This is a genomic window from Streptomyces sp. CBMA291 (genome assembly GCF_014596525.1).
GTDB lineage: Bacteria > Actinomycetota > Actinomycetes > Streptomycetales > Streptomycetaceae > Streptomyces.
On sequence record NZ_MSJP01000034.1, the window covers coordinates 109,887 to 127,837 of the forward strand.

Sequence of the window (17,951 nt, forward strand, 5' to 3'; positions counted from 1 at the left end):
CGCCACCCGCGGCTCCCGGGGCCGGGTTCCGCTACTCCGCCGTCTCCGCCCGGGACGTCAGCCACTCCAGTGCGCCGCGCAGGTGGGCCCGGAAGAGGGGGACACGGTAGGTCTCCGGGGCGTGTCCCAGTGCGGTGAAGAAGACACGGCCCCGGTCGATGTCCCGGCACCAGACCAGCGGGTGGTCGGCGCCGTGCGTGCCACCCCGGTAGCTGGTCTCGTCGGCTCGGGCGAGGACGCGTACGGGTCCCGTGGGAGCCGCCGTGAAGTCGTACCACTCGTCCGTCCACTGCCAGCGCTCCGGCAGCGGCGCCGTCGCCGGGTGGGCGCGGTCGTCGACCAGCACCCTGCCTGGCTGGATTTCCGGGTGCCCGGCGAAGCGGGTGCCGAGCAGTTCCCCGTAGAAGGGCCAGTCCGGCTCCGCGTTGGCCGCCGCGTGGACGGCGAGGAGGGCGCCCCCGCCCCTCAGATACGCCTCGAAGGCGGCGCGGCCCTCCGGCGTGAGGACGTTTCCCGTGGTGGAGACCAGGGCGACGGCGGCGCGGTCCGCGAGCCGGCCGGGGGTGAAGACGTCCGGGTCGTCGGTGATCTCGGAGGTCAGGCCGAGTTCCGCCGCCAGTTCGGCGAGGGCGGCGGCGCCGTCGGGGATCGATTCATGGCGGTACCCGGCGGTGCGGGTGTAGATCAGGACGTCTGCGCTGGGCACACGGGGCTCCTCGCGGGTGGGACGGGCCTCCGGGAACACCCGGATAGAAAGCGCTTGCTACATAGGGAACCGTAGCCAGCGGGAACCCCGGGCCGCAACTCCCGCCTGCCCATTGTCGTATCGGATGCATCTCTGTATCTTTTGGCGCGCCGTGCCCGTCCGCCCCGCCGAGGAGTCGCCATGAGCACCGTGCCACCCGCGCTCGCCGCCGTCGTAGGGCCTCTGCCCGACGGGGTCGAGCTGCCCCTGCCGCCCGTCTTCGACTCCGTCGACGAGGAGCGCGCCTACCGCAAGGCACAGCTCGCCGCGGGTTTCCGGATCTTCGGGAGGTTCGGCTTCTCCGAGGGTGTCGCCGGGCACATCACCGTCCGCGACCCCGGCGACCCGGACGCCTTCTGGGTCAACCCGTTCGGCATGAGCTTCAGCCGGATCAAGGCCTCCGACCTCGTCCTCGTCGACCACGAGGGCACCGTCCTCGAAGGCCGCCGCCCCGTCAACCGGGCCGCGTTCGTCATCCACTCCCGGGTGCACGCCGCCCGGCCCGACGCGATCGCCGCCGCCCACTCCCACTCGCTGCACGGCAAGGCCTTCTCCAGCCTGGGCATCCCGCTCGCCCCGATCACCCAGGACGCCTGCGCCTTCTTCGAGGACCACGGGATCCACGACGACTACCGGGGCGTCGTCAACGAGACGGAGGAGGGCGAGCGCATCGCCAAGGCGCTCGGCCCGCACAAGGCCGTCATCCTCAGGAACCACGGTCTGCTCACCGTCGGCCAGTCCGTCGCCGAGGCCGTCTGGTGGTTCGTCACCATGGAACGCTCCTGTCAGGCCCAGCTCCTCGCGATGGCGGCCGGAACACCCCGCCTCATCGACCGCGAGACCGCGCTTCTCACCCGGGGGCAGGTCGGCGGTCACCTCGCGGGCTGGTTCCAGGCGCGTCCGCTGTGGGATCAGATCACCGCGTCCGACCCCGACCTCTTCGGCTGATCCCCCACGGGGCCCGTGTCCCCCGCCTGGGGCTCGGCGGAGCCCGGCGTCTCCGAGGGGCCCGGTCCCGGCACCTCACGGGTCGACGCCTCCAGGAGCGGGGCGAGGAACTGGCGTTCCAGGCTGCCCGGCGGCAGCGCCGCCGGTTCCACGTAGCTCTGCGCCAGTCCGCCCTCGCGCAGGGCGATGAGAAGCCGGGCGAACCGGTCGGCGTCCACCGTCAGCTCGCGCCCCGCCCGGCGCAGCACCAGGGTGAGCCCCCGGGCGATCTCCGCGCGCAGCCGCTCGTCGTGGCGGGCGAGCACCCACGCGGCCTGCCGGTCGCGGATGGCGTACAGCGTGAACTCGGTCGTGACCAGGTACCAGTCGCGTTCGTCCGGCTCGACCCGCGCCGCCAGCTCCGCGAGCCGGGCGAGGGTGTACTCCCCGGCGGCAAGCCCGTCGATCGCCTCGGCGAGCCGCCGCACGGTCCGCTCGCTGTGCTCGTCGAAGAGGGCGAGGAAAAGCTCCTCCTTGCCCGCGAAGTTCGAGTAGTACGCGCCCCGTGTGTACCCGGCGCGCTCGCAGATCTGCTCGATCGTCGTCGCGTGGAAACCGTGCTCGGCGAACGCCTCCAGGGCGGCCTTGAGGAGCGCCGCGCGGGTACGGGGCCGTCGACGGGTCACACCTTTCGGCACGGGCGGTCCTCCTTCGCGCCGGTTGCGCACCGGCTTCGTCCTGTCTCCGCACCGGCTTCGTAGGGCCGTTTCCGCAGGGCGGACGCCCACCCTACCGGCGGCCCATCCCGGGCACGGACCGGCTGCGGCGGATAAAATTCAGCCATGGGAGAGCGGCCTGTCGCGTCCGCACCCGATCTCGTCCTCAAGACCGACGGGGACGCGACACACATCGATCCTGACCGCGTCTATCGCATCGGGCGCGACCCCGCCGAGGACGTCGTATTCTCGGACGCACGGGTGTCCTGGCATCACGCGGTGCTCGCCGTCGACGACGGCCGGTGGACGCTGACGGACGAGGGCAGTACGAACGGCACCTTCACGGACGGCACACGCCTCTCCGGAACGAGGGAGGTCGGTCCCGGCACGGTCCTGCGTTTCGGCCACCCCACGGAGGGGCCACGCGCGGTGCTGTCCCTCGCGACGGAGACCCCCGCGTCACCGGGGGCACCGCTCGGGGCGCCGCCGGGGGCGGCACGGGGGACCCCACCGGAGACACCGCTTGAGGCACCACGCGTGCCCCCTTCCGGGGTACAACGCGGGACCCCGTCCGGGGCACCACCCGTGACCCCGTCCGAGGCGCCGCACGAGACCCCCTCCGGAGCACCACACAAGACCCCGCCTCAAGCGCCGCACAGGGCCCCTCCTGAGACACCTCACAGGGCACCGCCCAGAGCACAGCACGAGACTGCGCCGGAGACACCACGCGGGACCCCGCCGGAATCCCCACTAGAAGCCTCGCAGGAAACCCCGCCCCAGTCAGCACCCCCCTCCGACGAGCCCCCGTCCGCACCCGCCCCCGCGCCCCGGGCCGAGCCCGTACGCCCCCCGCCACCGGCTCCCGTGGCGCCCGTCCCTTCTTCCGCCCCCTCGCTCGATCCCGCTCATCCCTCCCCCGTTCCCCGGCCCCCCTCCGTCTCGCATCCCGCCGCCACCGGGACCTTCCGGCGGCCGACCTCCGTGCGGCCCCTGCCCGCGCACACCGTCACGATCGGACGGGCACCCGACAACGACATCGTCGTGTCCGATCTCGTCGTCTCCCGGCACCATGCCGAACTCCGCGCGCACCCCGACGGCACCTACGCGATCCACGATCTCGGCAGCCACAACGGCACCTACCTGAACGGGCGTCCCGTCGTGGACGCCCGGGTGACACCGGAGGACATCGTCGGCATCGGTCACCGCGCGTTCTGTCTGCTCGGCGGACAGCTCGTCGAGTTCACCGACACCGGCGTGGTCTCCCTCGACGTGCGGGCGCTCGCCGTCACCGTCGACCACGGGCGGCGCACCCTCCTCGACGGGGTGTCGTTCCCCGTGGGCGAGAAGTGCCTGCTCGCGGTCGTCGGCCCGTCCGGCGCGGGCAAGTCGACACTCCTCGGCGCGCTCACCGGACAGCGTCCCGCCGACCGTGGCACGGTCCTCTACGACGGCCGCGACCTCTACCGGGACTACGCCGAACTGCGCCAGCGCATCGGGCTCGTCCCGCAGGACGACATCCTGCACCTCCAGCTCACCGTCCGCCGCGCCCTCGGATACGCCGCCGAGCTGCGCTTCCCCCAGGACACCGCCCCCGCCGAGCGCCGGGCCCGGGTGGACGAGGTGATCCGCGAACTGGGCCTCGCCGAGCGCGCGGACCAGCCGGTCCACAGTCTCTCCGGCGGGCAGCGCAAACGGGTGAGCGTCGCCCTCGAACTGCTCACCAAGCCCTCCCTCCTCTTCCTCGACGAACCGACCTCCGGTCTCGACCCCGGCATGGACCGGTCGGTGATGCACATGCTGCGCGGGCTCGCCGACGACGGGCGGACGGTCGTCGTGGTCACCCACAGCGTGCTCAGCCTCGACGTCTGCGACCGGCTGCTCGTCCTCGCGCCGGGCGGCCGGATCGCCTACTACGGCCCTCCGGAGGACGCCCTCGGCTTCTTCGGCTTCGCGCAGTGGCCGGAGGCGTTCGAGGCGTTCGAGAACGACCGGGACCGCGACTGGGCCGGCCAGTACCAGGCGTCCCGCTTCCACGAGCGCTACGTCACCGAGGCCACCACCCCGGGACCGCCGGGACTCCCCGTCGGCTCCTCCCCCGCCCCGGCGGGCCCCGGCGGGCCCGTCCCGCCGCCCAAGCCGCAGAGCCGGGGCTCGCAACTGTGGACCCTGGTGCGCCGCTACACGGCGGCACTCGCCGCCGACCGCACCTTCCTCGTCATCATGGTCGCCCTGCCGTTCGTGATGGGCGCGATGGCACGCGCCCTCTCCGAGGGCCGGTTCAACGCCGAGTCGACCATGAACGTCCTGCTCCTGCTCTGCGTGGGAGGGGTCCTCACGGGCGCGGCGAACGCCGTGCGCGAGCTGGTCAAGGAACGGACCATCTACCGGCGCGAGAGAGCCGTCGGCCTCTCCCGCTCCGCGTACCTCGCCTCCAAGGTGGTCGTGCTCGGCACGATCACCGTCCTCCAGGCGGTGGTCCTGACCCTGGTCGCCCTGATCGGCGTCCCGCTGAACACGCCCGACGGCCAGGGCGTCCTGATGCCGCCGCTGGTCGAGATCACCCTTGCCGTGGCCCTGCTCGCCTTCACCGCGATGATGCTCGGTCTCTTCGTGTCGGCGCTGGTCCGCAAGGAGGAGGTGACGATGCCGCTGCTCGTCCTCCTCGCCATCGTGCAGGTGGTGTTCTGCGGCGCCCTCCTGACCGTACGGGGCACGCCGGTCCTGGAGCAGCTGGCCTGGCTTGTGCCCTCGCGGTGGGCGTTCGCCGCGATGGGCGCGACGATCGACATCGCCAGGATCGTCCCGGGCGAGAAGACGGCCGACCCGCTGATGCGGCACACGGCCGAGGCCTGGCTCTTCGACATGGGCATGCTGGTGGTGCTCTGTCTCGTCCTCGGCCTGGTCGTGGCCCGGCTGCTGCGCCGCCACGAGCCGGTCGTGATGCGGAGGTAGGCCCGTGAGCGTTCCAGTACCCGCGTACGCACCGGAGTTCCGGCCCACCCATGTCGTGCCGCGCGAGGGGCTCGCCGCCTGGGAGGCGCCGGACCCGGGGCTGCCCACCGCTCCCCTGGACGCCTTCCTGCCGGTGCGCCTTGAGGAGCGGGCCGGTGACTGGGGGCGGATCAGGTGCTCCAACGGCTGGACGGCATGGGTCGACGCGCGCCTGCTCGTCTCCGTACCCGAGGATCCTCCGGCGGCGGGCCGGCCGCTCGCCCGGACCGCCGATCCCCGGCCGCTGATCGCCCGCGCCGAGGACGCGCTCGGACGCTACCGGCGTGCCGCCGAGGAGCTGGGCGCGCGCCGCCTCGACGGGGAGCAGTTCCGGCTGCGGACCCGGGGGCTGCGGGTGGGCATGGTGGTCGACGGCGAGTCGGTGTGGTTGTACGACGCGGAGCACGAGCGCTGGGTGTACTGCGACGGCGTGGGCCTGAGCACGTACGCCGCCGCATCGGCGCCCTCGGTGACGTCGACGGCTCCGGAGACCGCGCGGAAGGAGCCCGTGTCCGGGGAGCCCGTATCCGAGGAAGCGGTGTCGGAGGAAGCGGTGTCCGAGGAGCCCGCGCCGGAGGAAGCCGATCGGGTGGCGTACGAGCCGACGCGGGTGGTGGCCGAGATGCCCGCCGGGCCGCCGCCGACCGAGGTCGTGGCCCAGGAGGACGTGCCCGCCGGGCCGCCGCCGACGCGGGTCGTGGCGCGGCCGTCCCGGGTGGACGGTGAGAGGTGATGACCGGCGGGCCGGGCGAGGAGCGGAACCTGCCGGCGGGGCGCCCCTCGGGGCTGCTGGGCAAGGAGATCGCGGGCTACCGGGTGGAGGGCGAGATCGGGCGCGGCGGGATGGCGGTCGTGTACCGGGCGCGTGACCTGAGGCTCGACCGTACGGTGGCGCTGAAGCTGCTCGCTCCCGAACTGGCCCGCAACGACACCTTCCGCAGGCGCTTCGCGCACGAGTCTCGCGTCGCCGCCTCGATCGACCACCCCCACATCGTGCCGGTCTTCGACGCGGGCGAGACGGAGGGTGTGCTGTACATCGCCATGCGGTACGTGGCCGGGCAGGATCTGGCGGCGCTGCTCGACCGGGAGGGGCCGCTGCCACCGGCGAAGGCGGGCCGGATCGCCGTGCAGGTGGCGTCGGCGCTCGACGCGGCGCACGCGCACGATCTGGTGCACCGGGATGTGAAGCCGGGCAACGTCCTGATCGCGGAGGGCACCGACGGCGACCATCCGGAGCATGTGTATCTCACCGATTTCGGCCTGACGAAGAAGTCGCTCTCGTTGACCGGGTTCACAACGGTGGGCGAGTTCGTCGGAACCCTTGACTACGTGGCGCCCGAGCAGATCTCGGGGAAGCCGGTGGACGGGCGGTGCGATGTGTACGGCCTGGCGTGCGTGGTGTTCGAGACCCTGGTGGGGTCGCCGCCGTTCCATCGCGACACGGACTGGGCGGTGTTGTGGGCGCAGCAGTACGATCCTCCGCCGCCGCTGTCCGAGGTGCGGCCGGGGCTGCCGGACGCGGCGGACGCGGTGTTCGCGAAGGCCCTGGCGAAGACGCCGGAGGAGCGGTACGGGACGTGTCTGGAGTTCGTCGCAGCACTGCGGGCCGCGCTGTCCTCGGGCGGTACGGGTCCGGTGACCGTACGGCGGAGCGATCCGATCGGCCCGCCGCGTGAGCCTCCCGCGTGGGCACGTCCGGTGTTTCGGGAACTCTAGAGCGGGGCAGGTCCGGCCGCCGGGGCCCGTCAGGTACCGGCTTCGCGGCCCTCCTGCGCCGGTGTTCCGGGATCGGTCTGGCCGGGATGCCGGACCCGGGTGGCGAGCAATCCGCCGAGAAAGCCGAGGACCAGACCCCAGAGGAGGGCGAATCCGGCCGTCCTCCACACCTGGGGGCGCAGGACGATCCGGCCGCCGAGCGAGGCGAGGTCGCCGATGCCGAGGACCGAGAGGCCGAAGCGGGCCTCGACCAGGGTGAGCGGGGCGACGGCCAGCATGGTGAGCGCGAAGGCGATCCCGAGGTGCAGCGCGTGCCGCCAGGGCGCGAAGCGGGCCGGGGAGCGTACGGCTGCGGCGAAGGCCACGGCGAGGAGCAGGACGAAGGCGACGGGGAGCAGCCACCAGGCCCGTGCGTCCTGGGCCGCGAGGGCGTGCAGGTCGACGGTGGAGAGGTCCGGGGTCGTCCCGCCGCCGTGTTGGCGCAGTACGGCGTCGAGCATCCGGGGCATGGGCAGGCCGAAGGGGCCTTCGGCCGTGCCCTCCCAGGACCCGCCGATGCCGACGCCGAGGGCGAGCCAGGCGATGTTGGGCAGTCCGAGCAGGAGGACGGCGAGGGTGTCGGCGGGGTGCCCCCTGGTCGCGGCGACGACCAGACCGGCGATCAGGCCGACGGCCACGTACGCGAGGAGCAGTCCGAGCATCGCGCGGGCGGCGGGCCTGACGGATTCCTGGTAGCGCAGGAGGCGGGGCGGGAGGGGGGTCCTGCGGGAGACGAGCAGGGCGACGAGGAGGACGCCGAGAATCCACAGGAGTCCGTAGAACAGGGTGGGGCCGAGGTCGGTCCGGAATCCGACGGTGGGGTTCACCGCGTCGAGGAGCGCGCCGAAGAGGTCGGTGAGGATGCCCGCGTCGCTGCCGCCGGGGAGGGTGACGGGGAAGTCGTGCCGGGCGAGCGCGGTGAGGCCCGCGAGGGCGGCCAGCCAGAGGACGACGGTGCTCGCGGCCCGGAGCGCGAGTTCCGGCGCGGGGATGACGGCGTGATGGCGTAGGGGGCGCAGAAAACAGAACCCGGTGACGAGTGCGCCCGCAAGGGTGACGCTGAGGGGCATCGCGGTGAGTTCGGCGTTGGTCCCGGCGAGGGAACCGGCGGTGCCGGAGAGGTCGACCTTGCCTCCGGTGGCCAGGACGACGACGGCGGCGAGCACGGCGGGGAAGCCGCCGGGCAGGTCGGCGGCACCGGCGGCCCAGAGCCCGAGGGCCGCGACGACACCCATCACGAGAAACCCGGCGACCACGGCGGTGAGTGCCTGGACACCGATACGGGCGAAGGGTGCCGCCGTACTCGCGGCGGACGGTGCGGGGGTGGGGAGCCGACTGCTCACGCGGCCCACGCTAGTACCGGCGGGGAACGCCCGCTTCCGGACGGGGGCCGATCCGCAGGGTCGGCGTCTGCTCCGGTGGAGGGGCGGTGTCCGCTCCGTGGGGGAAACGGTGTCCGCTCCGTCAGGGAAACGGTGTCCGCTCCGCTCGGGAGGCGGTGTCCGCTTCCCTCGGAGAGGGCCCGTTCCGCGTCCGGACGCGGTTCCTTCCGCTTGCGGGCGTGTGCCGGTCGGCGCACACAATGGGCCCGGAACGGAAGAAAGGGAGAAACGTGACTTCCCACCCGCCGTCCCATCCGCCGCCCGACCGGCCGCCGGTTCCGCCGTCAGGCCCTCCCTCGTCTCCTCCTCCCTCCTCTCCCGCCGTTCCCCCTTCCGGCCCTCCTTCGGGTCCTCTCGCGGAACCGGGCGCCCACCCCGGCGTCGCGGGCCCGCCGCCCCCGCCGCACGGCCCCGGCGGCGGAAACGGTGAGGGCCGGGGCGGCAGCGGTGCCTCCGGGGGCTCTCCCGGCGGTTCTTCCGGCGGCCCCACCGGCGGTGACGGACCGGGAGGCGGTTCCGGCGGCGGAACGGACGACGGCGGTACAGGCAGTGGCGGTACAGGCAGCGGTGCTCCGGACGGCGGTACGGGCGGCGGCGCATCCGGCAAGCGCCCCTGGTGGCGTTCCGTCCCGAAGGTCGCCTCGGCCGCCGCCGTGCTCGTGGCGGCGGTCGCGCTCGCGGTCGTCCTCACCCAACGCTCCGGCGACCAGGGCGGCTCGGCGGGCTCGGGCGGCGAGGTCTTCCTCCAGAACGCGGCAGCCGTCGGCCCCGATCCGTTCACGAAGTCGACGGCCACCCGTACCGGCGCCGCCACCGCCCCTCCGGCCTCGCTGCCGCCCCGTACCTCCTCGGCCACGCCCGAGGTCTCGGGCGCCACCCCCGGTCTCTACGGCGGGACCCTGTCGGTGGCCAGCTGCGACGTGGAACGGCAGGTGCGCTATCTGTCCGACGCGCCCGCGAAGAACGCCGCCTTCGCCTCGGTCGTCGGCGTCTCCCCCACCGGGGTCCCCGGTTACCTGCGCTCGCTGACCCCGCTCCAGCTCCGCGCCGACACCCGGGTCACCAACCACGGCTACCGGGACGGCGCCGCCACCAGCTACCAGGCGGTCCTTCAGGCCGGGACGGCGGTCCTGGTCGACAGCCATGGGATGCCCAGGGTCCGCTGTGCCTGCGGCAACCCGCTGACCGGCCCGGTCGCGCAGAAGGCACCCCGGACGACCGGCACACCGTGGGCGGGGTACCGGGCCGATCAGGTGGTCGCGGTGGCGCCGTCGCCGACCGTCGTGACCACCTTCGTGGTGTACGACCCGCAGGACCGTAGCTGGTTCGCCCGCCAGGACGGCGACACCGGGCGGCACGACGAGCCCACCTCGCGGCCCACGGCCTCCCCCTCGGTCTCGGCCCCCGCGTCCCCGTCCGTGTCCCCGTCCGGGACGCCTTCGTCGCCGGAGCCCTGCACGGCGCCCTCCCCGTGCCCGACCACACCCACCGCCACGGCCCCGGAGTCCGCCCCGACGACGGCTCCCCCGACCACTCCCCCCACGGCCCCGCCACCGGCCATTCCTCCGACGAGCCAGCCCCCGCCGCCGAGCACACCGCCCCCACCGACGGAATCGGCACCCGCGACCCAGACATCGGCCCAGTCGCCGGGTCCGGAACCCCCGCCCACGACGGCCGGTCCCCTGACGGCCGCCTGAGACGTGCTCGTCATACGGCGCGGACGGCAAGCCCATGGCGGCGCGGGCGCTCCCCGTACGCTCCCGCGCTGTACGCAACGGCCGTGCGGTCGCGGCGGACGCCCTGAGGGCCGCCCGTGCCGGCTCCGTACGCGGGCGCGGCGGGCGTGACGGGCGCGGCGGGCGCGGGATTATTCGGATGCCCGTCCGGTCCTCTCCCTGTACGGTCCCTGGAGTGGAACCATTGACCGACGAACAGATCCGCTCGTCCTTCGTGAACGGTACGAAGGGCGAGGCGGCCCGCCTCAAGCTGCCGCTCGACTTCGCCGAACTCCCCTGGGACGACCTGGACTTCCTCGGCTGGGTGGACCCGGGTGCGCCGCTGCGCGCGCATCTGGTCCTGCCCCGGCCGGACGGCCTGGTCGGGGTGAGCCTCCGGGTACCGGCCTCGGGCCGGACCAGTGCCGTGAAGTCGAGCCTCTGCCAGGTCTGCCTGACCGGGCACGCCTCCTCGGGTGTGACCCTCCTCGTGGCACCGCTGGCCGGGCCCCGGGGCCGGGAGGGGAACACGGTCGGCATCTACCTCTGCGCCGATCTGGCCTGTTCCCTCTACGTCCGGGGCAAGCGACAGCCGAAGCTGCGCGGCCGACGCCACGAGGAGTCCCTGACCCTCGACGAGCAGGTCGCCCGCCTCACGGGCAACCTGTCCGCCTTCGTCGACCGGGTCACGGCGAGCTGAGCCGGGCTCAGCGGAAAGCCTGTTCCCCGGTGAGCGCCTTGCCGATGACCAGGGAGTGGACCTCGCTCGTCCCCTCGTAGGTGAGCACCGACTCCAGGTTGTTGGCATGGCGCAGCACCGGGTACTCCAGGGTGATGCCGTTGGCGCCCAGGATCGTGCGGCACTCGCGGGCGATGGCGATGGCCTCGCGCACGTTGTTCAGCTTGCCGACGCTGATCTGCTCGGCGGTGATCTCCCCGGCGTCCTTCAGCCGGCCGAGGTGGAGGGCGAGCAGCATGCCCTTGCCCAGCTCCACGGACATGTCCGCGAGCTTCTGCTGCGTCAGCTGGTACGAAGCGAGGGAGCGGGCGAAGACGATCCGCTCACGGGCGTAGGAGATCGCCGTCTCCAGGCAGTCGCGGGCGGCGCCGAGGGCGCCGAAGACGATGCCGAACCGGGCCTCATTGAGACAGCCGAGCGGGCCCGAGAGGCCACGGGCCCCCGGCAGCATCGCGTCTGCCGGGAGGCGTACGTCCTCCAGGACCAGTTCGCTGGTGACGCTGGCCCGCAGCGAGAGCTTCATCTTGATCTCCGGGGCGCTGAACCCGGGAGTGCCTGCCGGGACGAGGAAACCGCGCACGCCCTCCTCGGTGCGGGCCCAGACGACGGCGATGTCGGCTACCGAACCGTTGGTGATCCACATCTTGGTGCCGTTGAGGATCCAGTCGGAGCCGTCGCGCTTGGCGTGGGTGCGCATGGCGCCCGGGTCGGAGCCCGCGTCGGGCTCGGTGAGGCCGAAGCAGCCGATGTACTCGCCCGCCGCCATCCCCGGCAGCCAGCGCTGCTTCTGCTCCTCGGAGCCGTACTTCCAGATCGCGTACATGGCCAGGGAGCCCTGGACGGAGACGAGGGAGCGCAGCCCGGAGTCGACGGCCTCCAGTTCCAGACAGGCGAGGCCGTAGGCGACGGCGCTGGTGCCCGCGCAGCCGTATCCCTCCAGGTGCATGCCGAGCACGCCGACGCCGCCGAGGGTCCGGGCGAGTTCACGCGCCGGGATCTCGCCCTTCTCGAACCAGCCCGCGACATGCGGGCGCAGCTCGCGGTCGGCGACCGCCCGGACGGTGTCGCGGATCGCGCGCTCCTCGTCGCTGAGCAGTCCGTCGACGGCGAGCAGGTCGAAGGGGTGGACGGGGGCGGAGCTGGACTGCGACGACTGCGACGACTGCGACGACTTCACGGACGGCCTCCTGGCGGCTGTGGCAACTCGGCGAGCCGAAGCGTAGCCCCCTTCCGGATATTGGATCCAGTATTGAAAATCCGATATCCCCGCCGTACGGTCCGATGGGATCCGATCGCCAGCGAGGGAGAACGGAAAATGCCCACGGCTCAGCCGGGTACGGAAGACATGCCGGAGGCCACGGGGACCCCCGGGGCCGGCGCCCTGTCCGGGATCGTCGTCGCCGACTTCGGCCGGGTGCTCGCCGGGCCGTACATGACGATGCTCCTCGCCGATCTGGGCGCGGACGTGATCAAGATCGAGCGTCCTGGTTCCGGCGACGACACGCGCGCGTGGGGGCCGCCGTTCGCGGACGGCGAGGCGACCTATTTCCTCGGTGTGAACCGGAACAAGCGCTCCGTCGCGCTCGATCTCGCGGACCCCGAGGGGCTGGCGGCGGCGCGCGCGATCGTGGACCGGGCGGATGTCCTGGTGGAGAACTTCCGCCCCGGCACGATGGACCGGCTCGGTCTCGGCTACGACGAGGTGCGAGGGACGAATCCGGGACTCGTCTACTGCTCGGTGACCGGCTTCGGCACCGAGGGGGGTGCCAGGCTGCCCGGTTACGACCTGCTCGTGCAGGCCATGGGCGGGCTGATGAGCGTGACGGGCGAGCCGGACGGGCCGGGCACGAAGACCGGGGTCGCCCTGGTCGACGTCGTCACCGGACTGCACGCGGGCCTCGGCGTCCTCGCGGCCCTCCGGCACCGGGAGCGTACCGGCGAGGGGCAGCGGGTCGAGGTCTCGCTGCTCTCCTCCCTCCTGTCGGCGCTCACCAACCAGGCGGCGGCGCACCTCGGGGCGGGGGTCGTGCCGCGCGCGATGGGCAACCGGCATCCGAGCATCGCCCCGTACGAGGTGTTCGAGGCCCGGGACCGGCCGCTGGTGCTCGCCGTGGGCAACGACCGGCAGTTCCGGGCGCTGTGCGGGCGGCTCGGGCTGCCCGGACTCGCCGACGATCCCCGGTTCGCGGGGAACACCGCCCGGGTCGCCCACCGGGAGGAGCTGGTCGCGGCCCTCGCCCCCGCGCTCGCGGGCCGTACCGCCGACGAGTGGTTCGGGGAGCTGACCGCCGTGGGCGTGCCGTGCGGGCCGATCAACGACCTGGCCGACGCCTTCGGCCTCGCGGAGCGGCTGGGGCTCGCCCCGAGGGTCCCGGAGTCCGAGGCGGGCCCCGGGCAGGTCGCCCACCCGATCCGGTTCGGCGCCACCCCGGCCGCGTACCGGTCCGCTCCCCCGCGTCTGGGCGAGCACACCGAGGACGTTCTCGAAGGGCGGGGGCGGCCGGGGGCTGCGGCCGGGCGGACTCCGTAGGGCTCGTCCCGTAGGAAGATGGTCCGGACCGGCGGAGTGGTCTCCGGCGGCGGGCGAGGCGAAGGAACGGAAGGTCACAGGCGATGAGCAGCGCGGTGCAGAGGAGGCGGCCGCAGACCGCCCAGCAGTTCGTCCTTGAGGAACTGCGGCGCGCCATCACCAGTGGGGAGCTGCGGCCGGGCGGCCAGATCCGTCAGGACGCGCTGGCGGCCCGCTTCGAGGTGAGCCGGGTGCCGCTGCGCGAGGCCCTGAAGACCCTGGAGGCGGAGGGGCTCGTCGTCCATCACGTCCACCGGGGCTATTTCGTGGCGGAGCTGTCCCTGACGGACCTTGAGGAGATCTACCGGATCAGGGAGCTGCTGGAGACCGAGGCCGTGCGCCGGGCCGTGCGGCGGCTCCCGGACGGTTTCACGGCCACGCTCGAAGGCGTCCAGCGGCAGGTGGAGAGGGCGGCCGAGGAGGGGGACGTGGCCGCCATGGCGGCGGCGAACCGCCTGTTCCACTTCACGCTGATCGAAGCGTCGGAGATGCCCCGCCTCGTTCGTCTGATCACCACTCTGTGGGACGCCACCGACGCGTACCGCTCGCTCTACTACACGGAGGGCCCGCACCGGGCGCAGGCGGTGCGGGAGCACCGGGCGGTCATCTCGGCGCTGCGGCACGGCGACGAGGACGCCGTGGTGCGCTGGCTCGACGAGCACCGCGCGCACGCGGTGGCGGCCCTGCACGAGGTCCTGACCCTGCACGGGCTCTGACCGGCCGGGGCACGGGGGCTGCCGTTACCCTGGCGCCGGACGCGAGGAGGAACCATGGGGCGGATGCCGTCGGCCGTACGGCGCAAGCAGTTGGTCGAGGCCGCGATCAGGGCGATGACCAGGGACGGCGTCGCCAGGACCACGACCCGTTCGATCTGCGCGGAGGCGGGTGTCTCGCTGAGCGTCTTCCACTACTGCTTCGAGTCGAAGCAGGCGCTGCTGGAAGCCGCGATCGAGACGATCACCGGGAACTACGTGACGCGGGTGAGGTCGGCGGTGGAGCCCGGCGCCACTCTGCGCGAGGCCGTGCGGGGCGCGCTCGGGACGTACTGGGACCATGTCACGGCCCGGCCGGGTGAGCACATGCTCACCTACGACCTCACCCAGTACGCACTGCGGGAGCCGGGGTTCGAGCATGTGGCCCGCGCGCAGTACGAGCAGTACGTGGCGTCTGCGGGCGCCCTGATCGAACAGGTCTGCGGGGAGCGGGGGGCGACGCCCCGGGTGTCGGTGGAGTCGCTCGCCCGGAGTCTGGCGGCGGCGATCGACGGTCTGACGCTTCAGTTCCTGGTCCTGGGCGACGAGCGGGCGGCCGCCGAGCTGCTGGAGCTGACGGCCGATCAACTGGTGCGTCTGATCGAGGAGTAGAGCCGGACCCTCGGGAGGGAGCGCGGTCCGCGAGGACCGTCCGCGCTCCACCAGGTCATCCGTCCCGGACTCTTGACTCACTCCGCCATCACCGCGATCCTCGGGGCGCCCGGTACACCCACCGTCCGGAGGCCGCACAGACATGATCCGATCCTTCACTCGCCGGACGGGCGGCGGATCCGCCGCCCTCGTCCTGTTCCTGGCCCTGGCCGCCGTGCTCTTCGGTTCCGGCCCCCTGCCCGCCGCCGCGGCCGGTGCCGGGTGGTGGGAGCCCACCGCCCGTCCTCCGGCCGACTCGGAGATCAACGTCACGGGTGCGCCGTTCACCGGCACGGACGCACGGGGGAAGGTGCGCGGCTTCGTCGACGCGCACAACCACCTCATGTCGAACGAGGGCTTCGGCGGGCGGCTCATCTGCGGCCGGACCTTCGCCGAAGGCGGCGCCCCCGAGGCGCTCAAGGACTGTCCCGAGCACTATCCCGACGGCTCGGGCGCGCTGTTCGAGAACATCACGGGCGGCGCGGACGGCCACCACGACCCGGTCGGCTGGCCGACGTTCGAGGACTGGCCCGCCCACGATTCCCTCACCCACCAGCAGAACTACTACGCCTGGGTGGAGCGCGCCTGGCGCGGCGGACAGCGGGTCCTCGTCGACGACCTGGTGACGAATGGCCTGATCTGCTCGATCCTCCCCCGTGACCGGGACTGCGACGAGATGACCTCGATCCGCCTCCAGGCGCGCAAGTCGTACGAACTCCAGGAGTATGTCGACCGGATGTACGGCGGCGCGGGCAAGGGCTGGTTCCGGATCGTCACCAGCGCCGCCCAGGCGCGTACGGTGATCGAGCAGGGCAAGCTCGCGGTCGTCCTGGGCGTGGAGACCTCGGAGCCGTTCGGCTGCAAGCAGATCCTGGACGTCGCCCAGTGCGGCAAGGAGGACATCGACCGGGGGCTCGACGAGCTGTACGGGCTCGGCGTCCGCAGCATGTTCCTCTGCCACAAGTTCGACAACGCCCTGTGCGGGGTCCGCTTCGACGAGGGCGCGACCGGTACGGCGGTCAACATCGGCCAGTTCCTGTCGACAGGCACCTTCTGGGCCACGGAGAAGTGCACGGGCCCGCAGCACGACAATCCGATCGGTCTGGCCGCCGCTCCGGTGATGGCGACCAGGCTTCCGGTGGGCGTGAGCGTCCCTTCGTATGCCTCCGACGCGAAGTGCAACACCCGGGGGCTCTCCCGCCTCGGCGAGTACGCGCTGCGGGGCATGATGGAGCGCGGCATGATGCTGGAACTCGACCACATGAGCGTGAAGGCGGCCGGGCGGGCGCTCGACATCCTGGAGTCCGAGGAGTACCCGGGCGTGATCTCCAGCCACAGCTGGATGGATCTGGACTGGACCGAGCGGCTCTACCGGCTTGGCGGTTTCGTCGCCCCGTACATGCACGGCGCGGAGGGCTTCGTCGGCGAGGCGTCGCAGAAGGCGGCGCTGCGGGCGAAGTACGGCGTCGGGCTGGGCTACGGGACCGACATGAACGGCGTCGGAGGCTGGCCGGGCCCGGTCGGCGCCGACGCGTCGAACAAGGTGACCTACCCGTTCCGCAGCGTCGACGGCGGATCGGTGATCGACCGCCAGGTGACGGGTCGGCGCACCTGGGATCTCAACACCGACGGCGCCGCGCACAACGGCATGGTGCCGGACTGGATCGAGCAGATCCGGCTCACGGCGGGCGGTCCGGGCGTGGTGGACGATCTGACGCGCGGCGCGGAGTCGTACCTGACCACCTGGCGGGCGACCGAGAACCACGAGATGGGGGTCGATCTGGCGGCGGGCGCCCCCGCCTCGGCCAGTTCCTCGGAGTGGAACCCGTTCACGAGCTACGCACCGGGCCGGGCGGTCGACGGCGACGTCGGCAGCCGCTGGGCCAGTGACTGGTCGGACGACCAGTGGCTGGGCGTGGACCTCGGGGCCGTGCGCCGGATCGGCCGGGTGACCCTCGACTGGGAGCGGGCGTACGCGCGCCGGTACCGGATCGAGGTCTCGGAGAACGGCACGGACTGGCGGACCGTGTGGTCGACGGACGCGGGGGACGGCGGCTACGACACGGCGGAGTTCCCGTCGACGCCGGCCCGCTACGTACGGGTGCACGGCGAGCGGCGGGCGACGCAGTGGGGCTACTCGCTGTACGAGGTGTCGGTACACCGGGCCTGAGCCCGTGCGGGGCCCGGGGCGGATCCCTGTGCGATCCGGCCACCGGGCCCCGCCGTATCGACCCCTCGTACCGCTTCCGCGTCCCGGTGAGGGATCATGGGAGTCGGAAAGCGGAAGGGGCGGTACGGACGATGAGGCACCGCAGTGTCGCCGACCTGATGACGCCGAACGCGGTCGCGGTGCAGCCCGGGACGACGTTCAAGGAGATCGCCCGGCTCCTCGACGAGTACGGCATCACCGCGGTCCCGGTGGTCGACGGCGAGAACCGGCCGGTGGGTGTCGTCTCCGAGGCGGACCTGCTGCGGCGGCACACGGCGAAGGGCGGGCCGAGTTCGGCCGAGGCCATGATGTCGAGCCCGGTGGTGACGGCCCGGCCCTCCTGGACGGCGGTCGAGGCCGCCCGCCTCATGGAACGGCACCGCGTGAAGCGGCTCCCGGTGGTGGACGCGGACGGGCGCCTGATCGGCGTCCTCAGCCGCAGTGATCTGCTACAGCTCTTCCTGCGCAGGGACCGCTCGATCCAGGAGGAGATCAGGGAGGACGTCGTGGTCCGCATCCTGCGCCTCTCCCCCTCCGCCGTGCACATCGACGTGGACGAGGGCCGGGTGACGCTGAGCGGCACCCTGGACCGCCCGGGAATCGGCCCGATCATCGTCCGTCTCTGCGAGACGGTCGACGGCGTGGTCGAGGTCACGGACCGTCTGGGGTACGAGGAGGCCGCGCCGGACGGGTCCGACGGCTGACGCCGGACGGGTCCGACGGCCAGGCCGTCTCGTTTGGATCAGGCCGCGAGCCCGGCAGGATCCGAAGGACACGGCGGGCGCCGCGAGGGAGGGCCG

General features: G+C 72.9%; 15 protein-coding genes. 11 read left to right on the top strand and 4 right to left on the bottom strand.

What is annotated here, in order from left to right; all coding sequences use genetic code 11:
• Nucleotides 1–31 precede the first annotated feature (31 nt).
• A complete protein-coding gene (locus tag BU197_RS10165; RefSeq protein ID WP_188267925.1) occupies nucleotides 32–706 on the bottom strand; it encodes a ThuA domain-containing protein in 675 nt (224 codons plus the stop codon).
• A 180-nt stretch (nucleotides 707–886) separates the two neighbouring features.
• Between BU197_RS10165 and BU197_RS10170 the strand changes: the two genes are divergently transcribed.
• Nucleotides 887–1,693: a class II aldolase/adducin family protein gene (locus tag BU197_RS10170; protein WP_188267926.1), complete on the top strand. Its 807-nt coding sequence runs from the start codon at nucleotides 887–889 to the stop codon at nucleotides 1,691–1,693.
• Here the strand turns inward: BU197_RS10170 and BU197_RS10175 are convergent.
• Nucleotides 1,657–2,370 carry a TetR/AcrR family transcriptional regulator gene (locus tag BU197_RS10175; RefSeq protein ID WP_317452140.1) on the bottom strand — a complete coding sequence of 238 codons (714 nt, stop codon included), beginning with the start codon at nucleotides 2,368–2,370 and terminating at the stop codon, nucleotides 1,657–1,659. The two genes, BU197_RS10170 and BU197_RS10175, sit on opposite strands and share 37 nt — an antisense overlap.
• Nucleotides 2,371–2,514: 144 nt before the next feature.
• Here BU197_RS10175 and BU197_RS10180 point away from each other — a divergent pair, with 144 nt between their 5' ends.
• Genes BU197_RS10180 through BU197_RS10190 form a run of 3 tightly spaced genes read left to right on the top strand, consistent with a single transcriptional unit; the run spans nucleotide 2,515 to nucleotide 7,095 of the window.
• Nucleotides 2,515–5,340 (top strand): FHA domain-containing protein, encoded by a 2,826-nt coding sequence (locus BU197_RS10180; protein ID WP_188267927.1) that lies wholly within the window; start codon nucleotides 2,515–2,517, stop codon nucleotides 5,338–5,340.
• Nucleotides 5,341–5,344: 4 nt separating this feature from the next.
• Complete coding sequence (locus tag BU197_RS10185) at nucleotides 5,345–6,112, top strand: hypothetical protein (RefSeq protein WP_188267928.1); 768 nt, start codon at nucleotides 5,345–5,347, stop codon at nucleotides 6,110–6,112.
• On the top strand, nucleotides 6,112–7,095 hold the full coding sequence (locus BU197_RS10190) for a serine/threonine-protein kinase (RefSeq protein ID WP_188267929.1): 984 nt from the start codon (nucleotides 6,112–6,114) through the stop codon (nucleotides 7,093–7,095). The genes BU197_RS10185 and BU197_RS10190 overlap by 1 nt, the downstream gene beginning before the upstream one ends.
• A 29-nt stretch (nucleotides 7,096–7,124) precedes the next feature.
• On the opposite strand, the gene BU197_RS10195 is transcribed toward BU197_RS10190, so the two are convergent.
• Nucleotides 7,125–8,477 (bottom strand): streptophobe family protein, encoded by a 1,353-nt coding sequence (locus BU197_RS10195; protein WP_411158471.1) that lies wholly within the window; start codon nucleotides 8,475–8,477, stop codon nucleotides 7,125–7,127.
• Nucleotides 8,478–8,716: 239 nt separating this feature from the next.
• Here BU197_RS10195 and BU197_RS10200 point away from each other — a divergent pair, with 239 nt between their 5' ends.
• Nucleotides 8,717–10,213, top strand: coding sequence for a DUF6777 domain-containing protein (locus BU197_RS10200; RefSeq protein ID WP_411158472.1), 1,497 nt, complete (start codon nucleotides 8,717–8,719; stop codon nucleotides 10,211–10,213).
• Between the two features lie 178 nt (nucleotides 10,214–10,391).
• Nucleotides 10,392–10,931 (top strand): FBP domain-containing protein, encoded by a 540-nt coding sequence (locus BU197_RS10205; RefSeq protein ID WP_223183063.1) that lies wholly within the window; start codon nucleotides 10,392–10,394, stop codon nucleotides 10,929–10,931.
• A gap of 7 nt (nucleotides 10,932–10,938) precedes the next feature.
• On the opposite strand, the gene BU197_RS10210 is transcribed toward BU197_RS10205, so the two are convergent.
• Nucleotides 10,939–12,147 (bottom strand): acyl-CoA dehydrogenase family protein, encoded by a 1,209-nt coding sequence (locus BU197_RS10210; RefSeq protein WP_317452142.1) that lies wholly within the window; start codon nucleotides 12,145–12,147, stop codon nucleotides 10,939–10,941.
• Between the two features lie 138 nt (nucleotides 12,148–12,285).
• Here BU197_RS10210 and BU197_RS10215 point away from each other — a divergent pair, with 138 nt between their 5' ends.
• The 5 genes from BU197_RS10215 (at nucleotide 12,286) to BU197_RS10235 (ending at nucleotide 17,855) form a co-directional block, all read left to right on the top strand.
• Complete coding sequence (locus tag BU197_RS10215) at nucleotides 12,286–13,500, top strand: CaiB/BaiF CoA transferase family protein (RefSeq protein ID WP_411158473.1); 1,215 nt, start codon at nucleotides 12,286–12,288, stop codon at nucleotides 13,498–13,500.
• 83 nt (nucleotides 13,501–13,583) lie between these two features.
• Nucleotides 13,584–14,255, top strand: a complete 672-nt coding sequence (locus BU197_RS10220; RefSeq protein WP_188267932.1) for a GntR family transcriptional regulator — start codon at nucleotides 13,584–13,586, stop codon at nucleotides 14,253–14,255.
• Between the two features lie 54 nt (nucleotides 14,256–14,309).
• Complete coding sequence (locus BU197_RS10225; protein WP_188267933.1) at nucleotides 14,310–14,903, top strand: TetR/AcrR family transcriptional regulator; 594 nt, start codon at nucleotides 14,310–14,312, stop codon at nucleotides 14,901–14,903.
• 142 nt (nucleotides 14,904–15,045) lie between these two features.
• The gene (locus BU197_RS10230) at nucleotides 15,046–17,112 is read left to right on the top strand and encodes a discoidin domain-containing protein (protein WP_188267934.1); all 2,067 of its coding nucleotides are present in this window, start codon (nucleotides 15,046–15,048) and stop codon (nucleotides 17,110–17,112) included.
• A 131-nt stretch (nucleotides 17,113–17,243) separates the two neighbouring features.
• The gene (locus BU197_RS10235; RefSeq protein ID WP_188267935.1) at nucleotides 17,244–17,855 is read left to right on the top strand and encodes a CBS domain-containing protein; all 612 of its coding nucleotides are present in this window, start codon (nucleotides 17,244–17,246) and stop codon (nucleotides 17,853–17,855) included.
• Nucleotides 17,856–17,951: the final 96 nt, after the last annotated feature.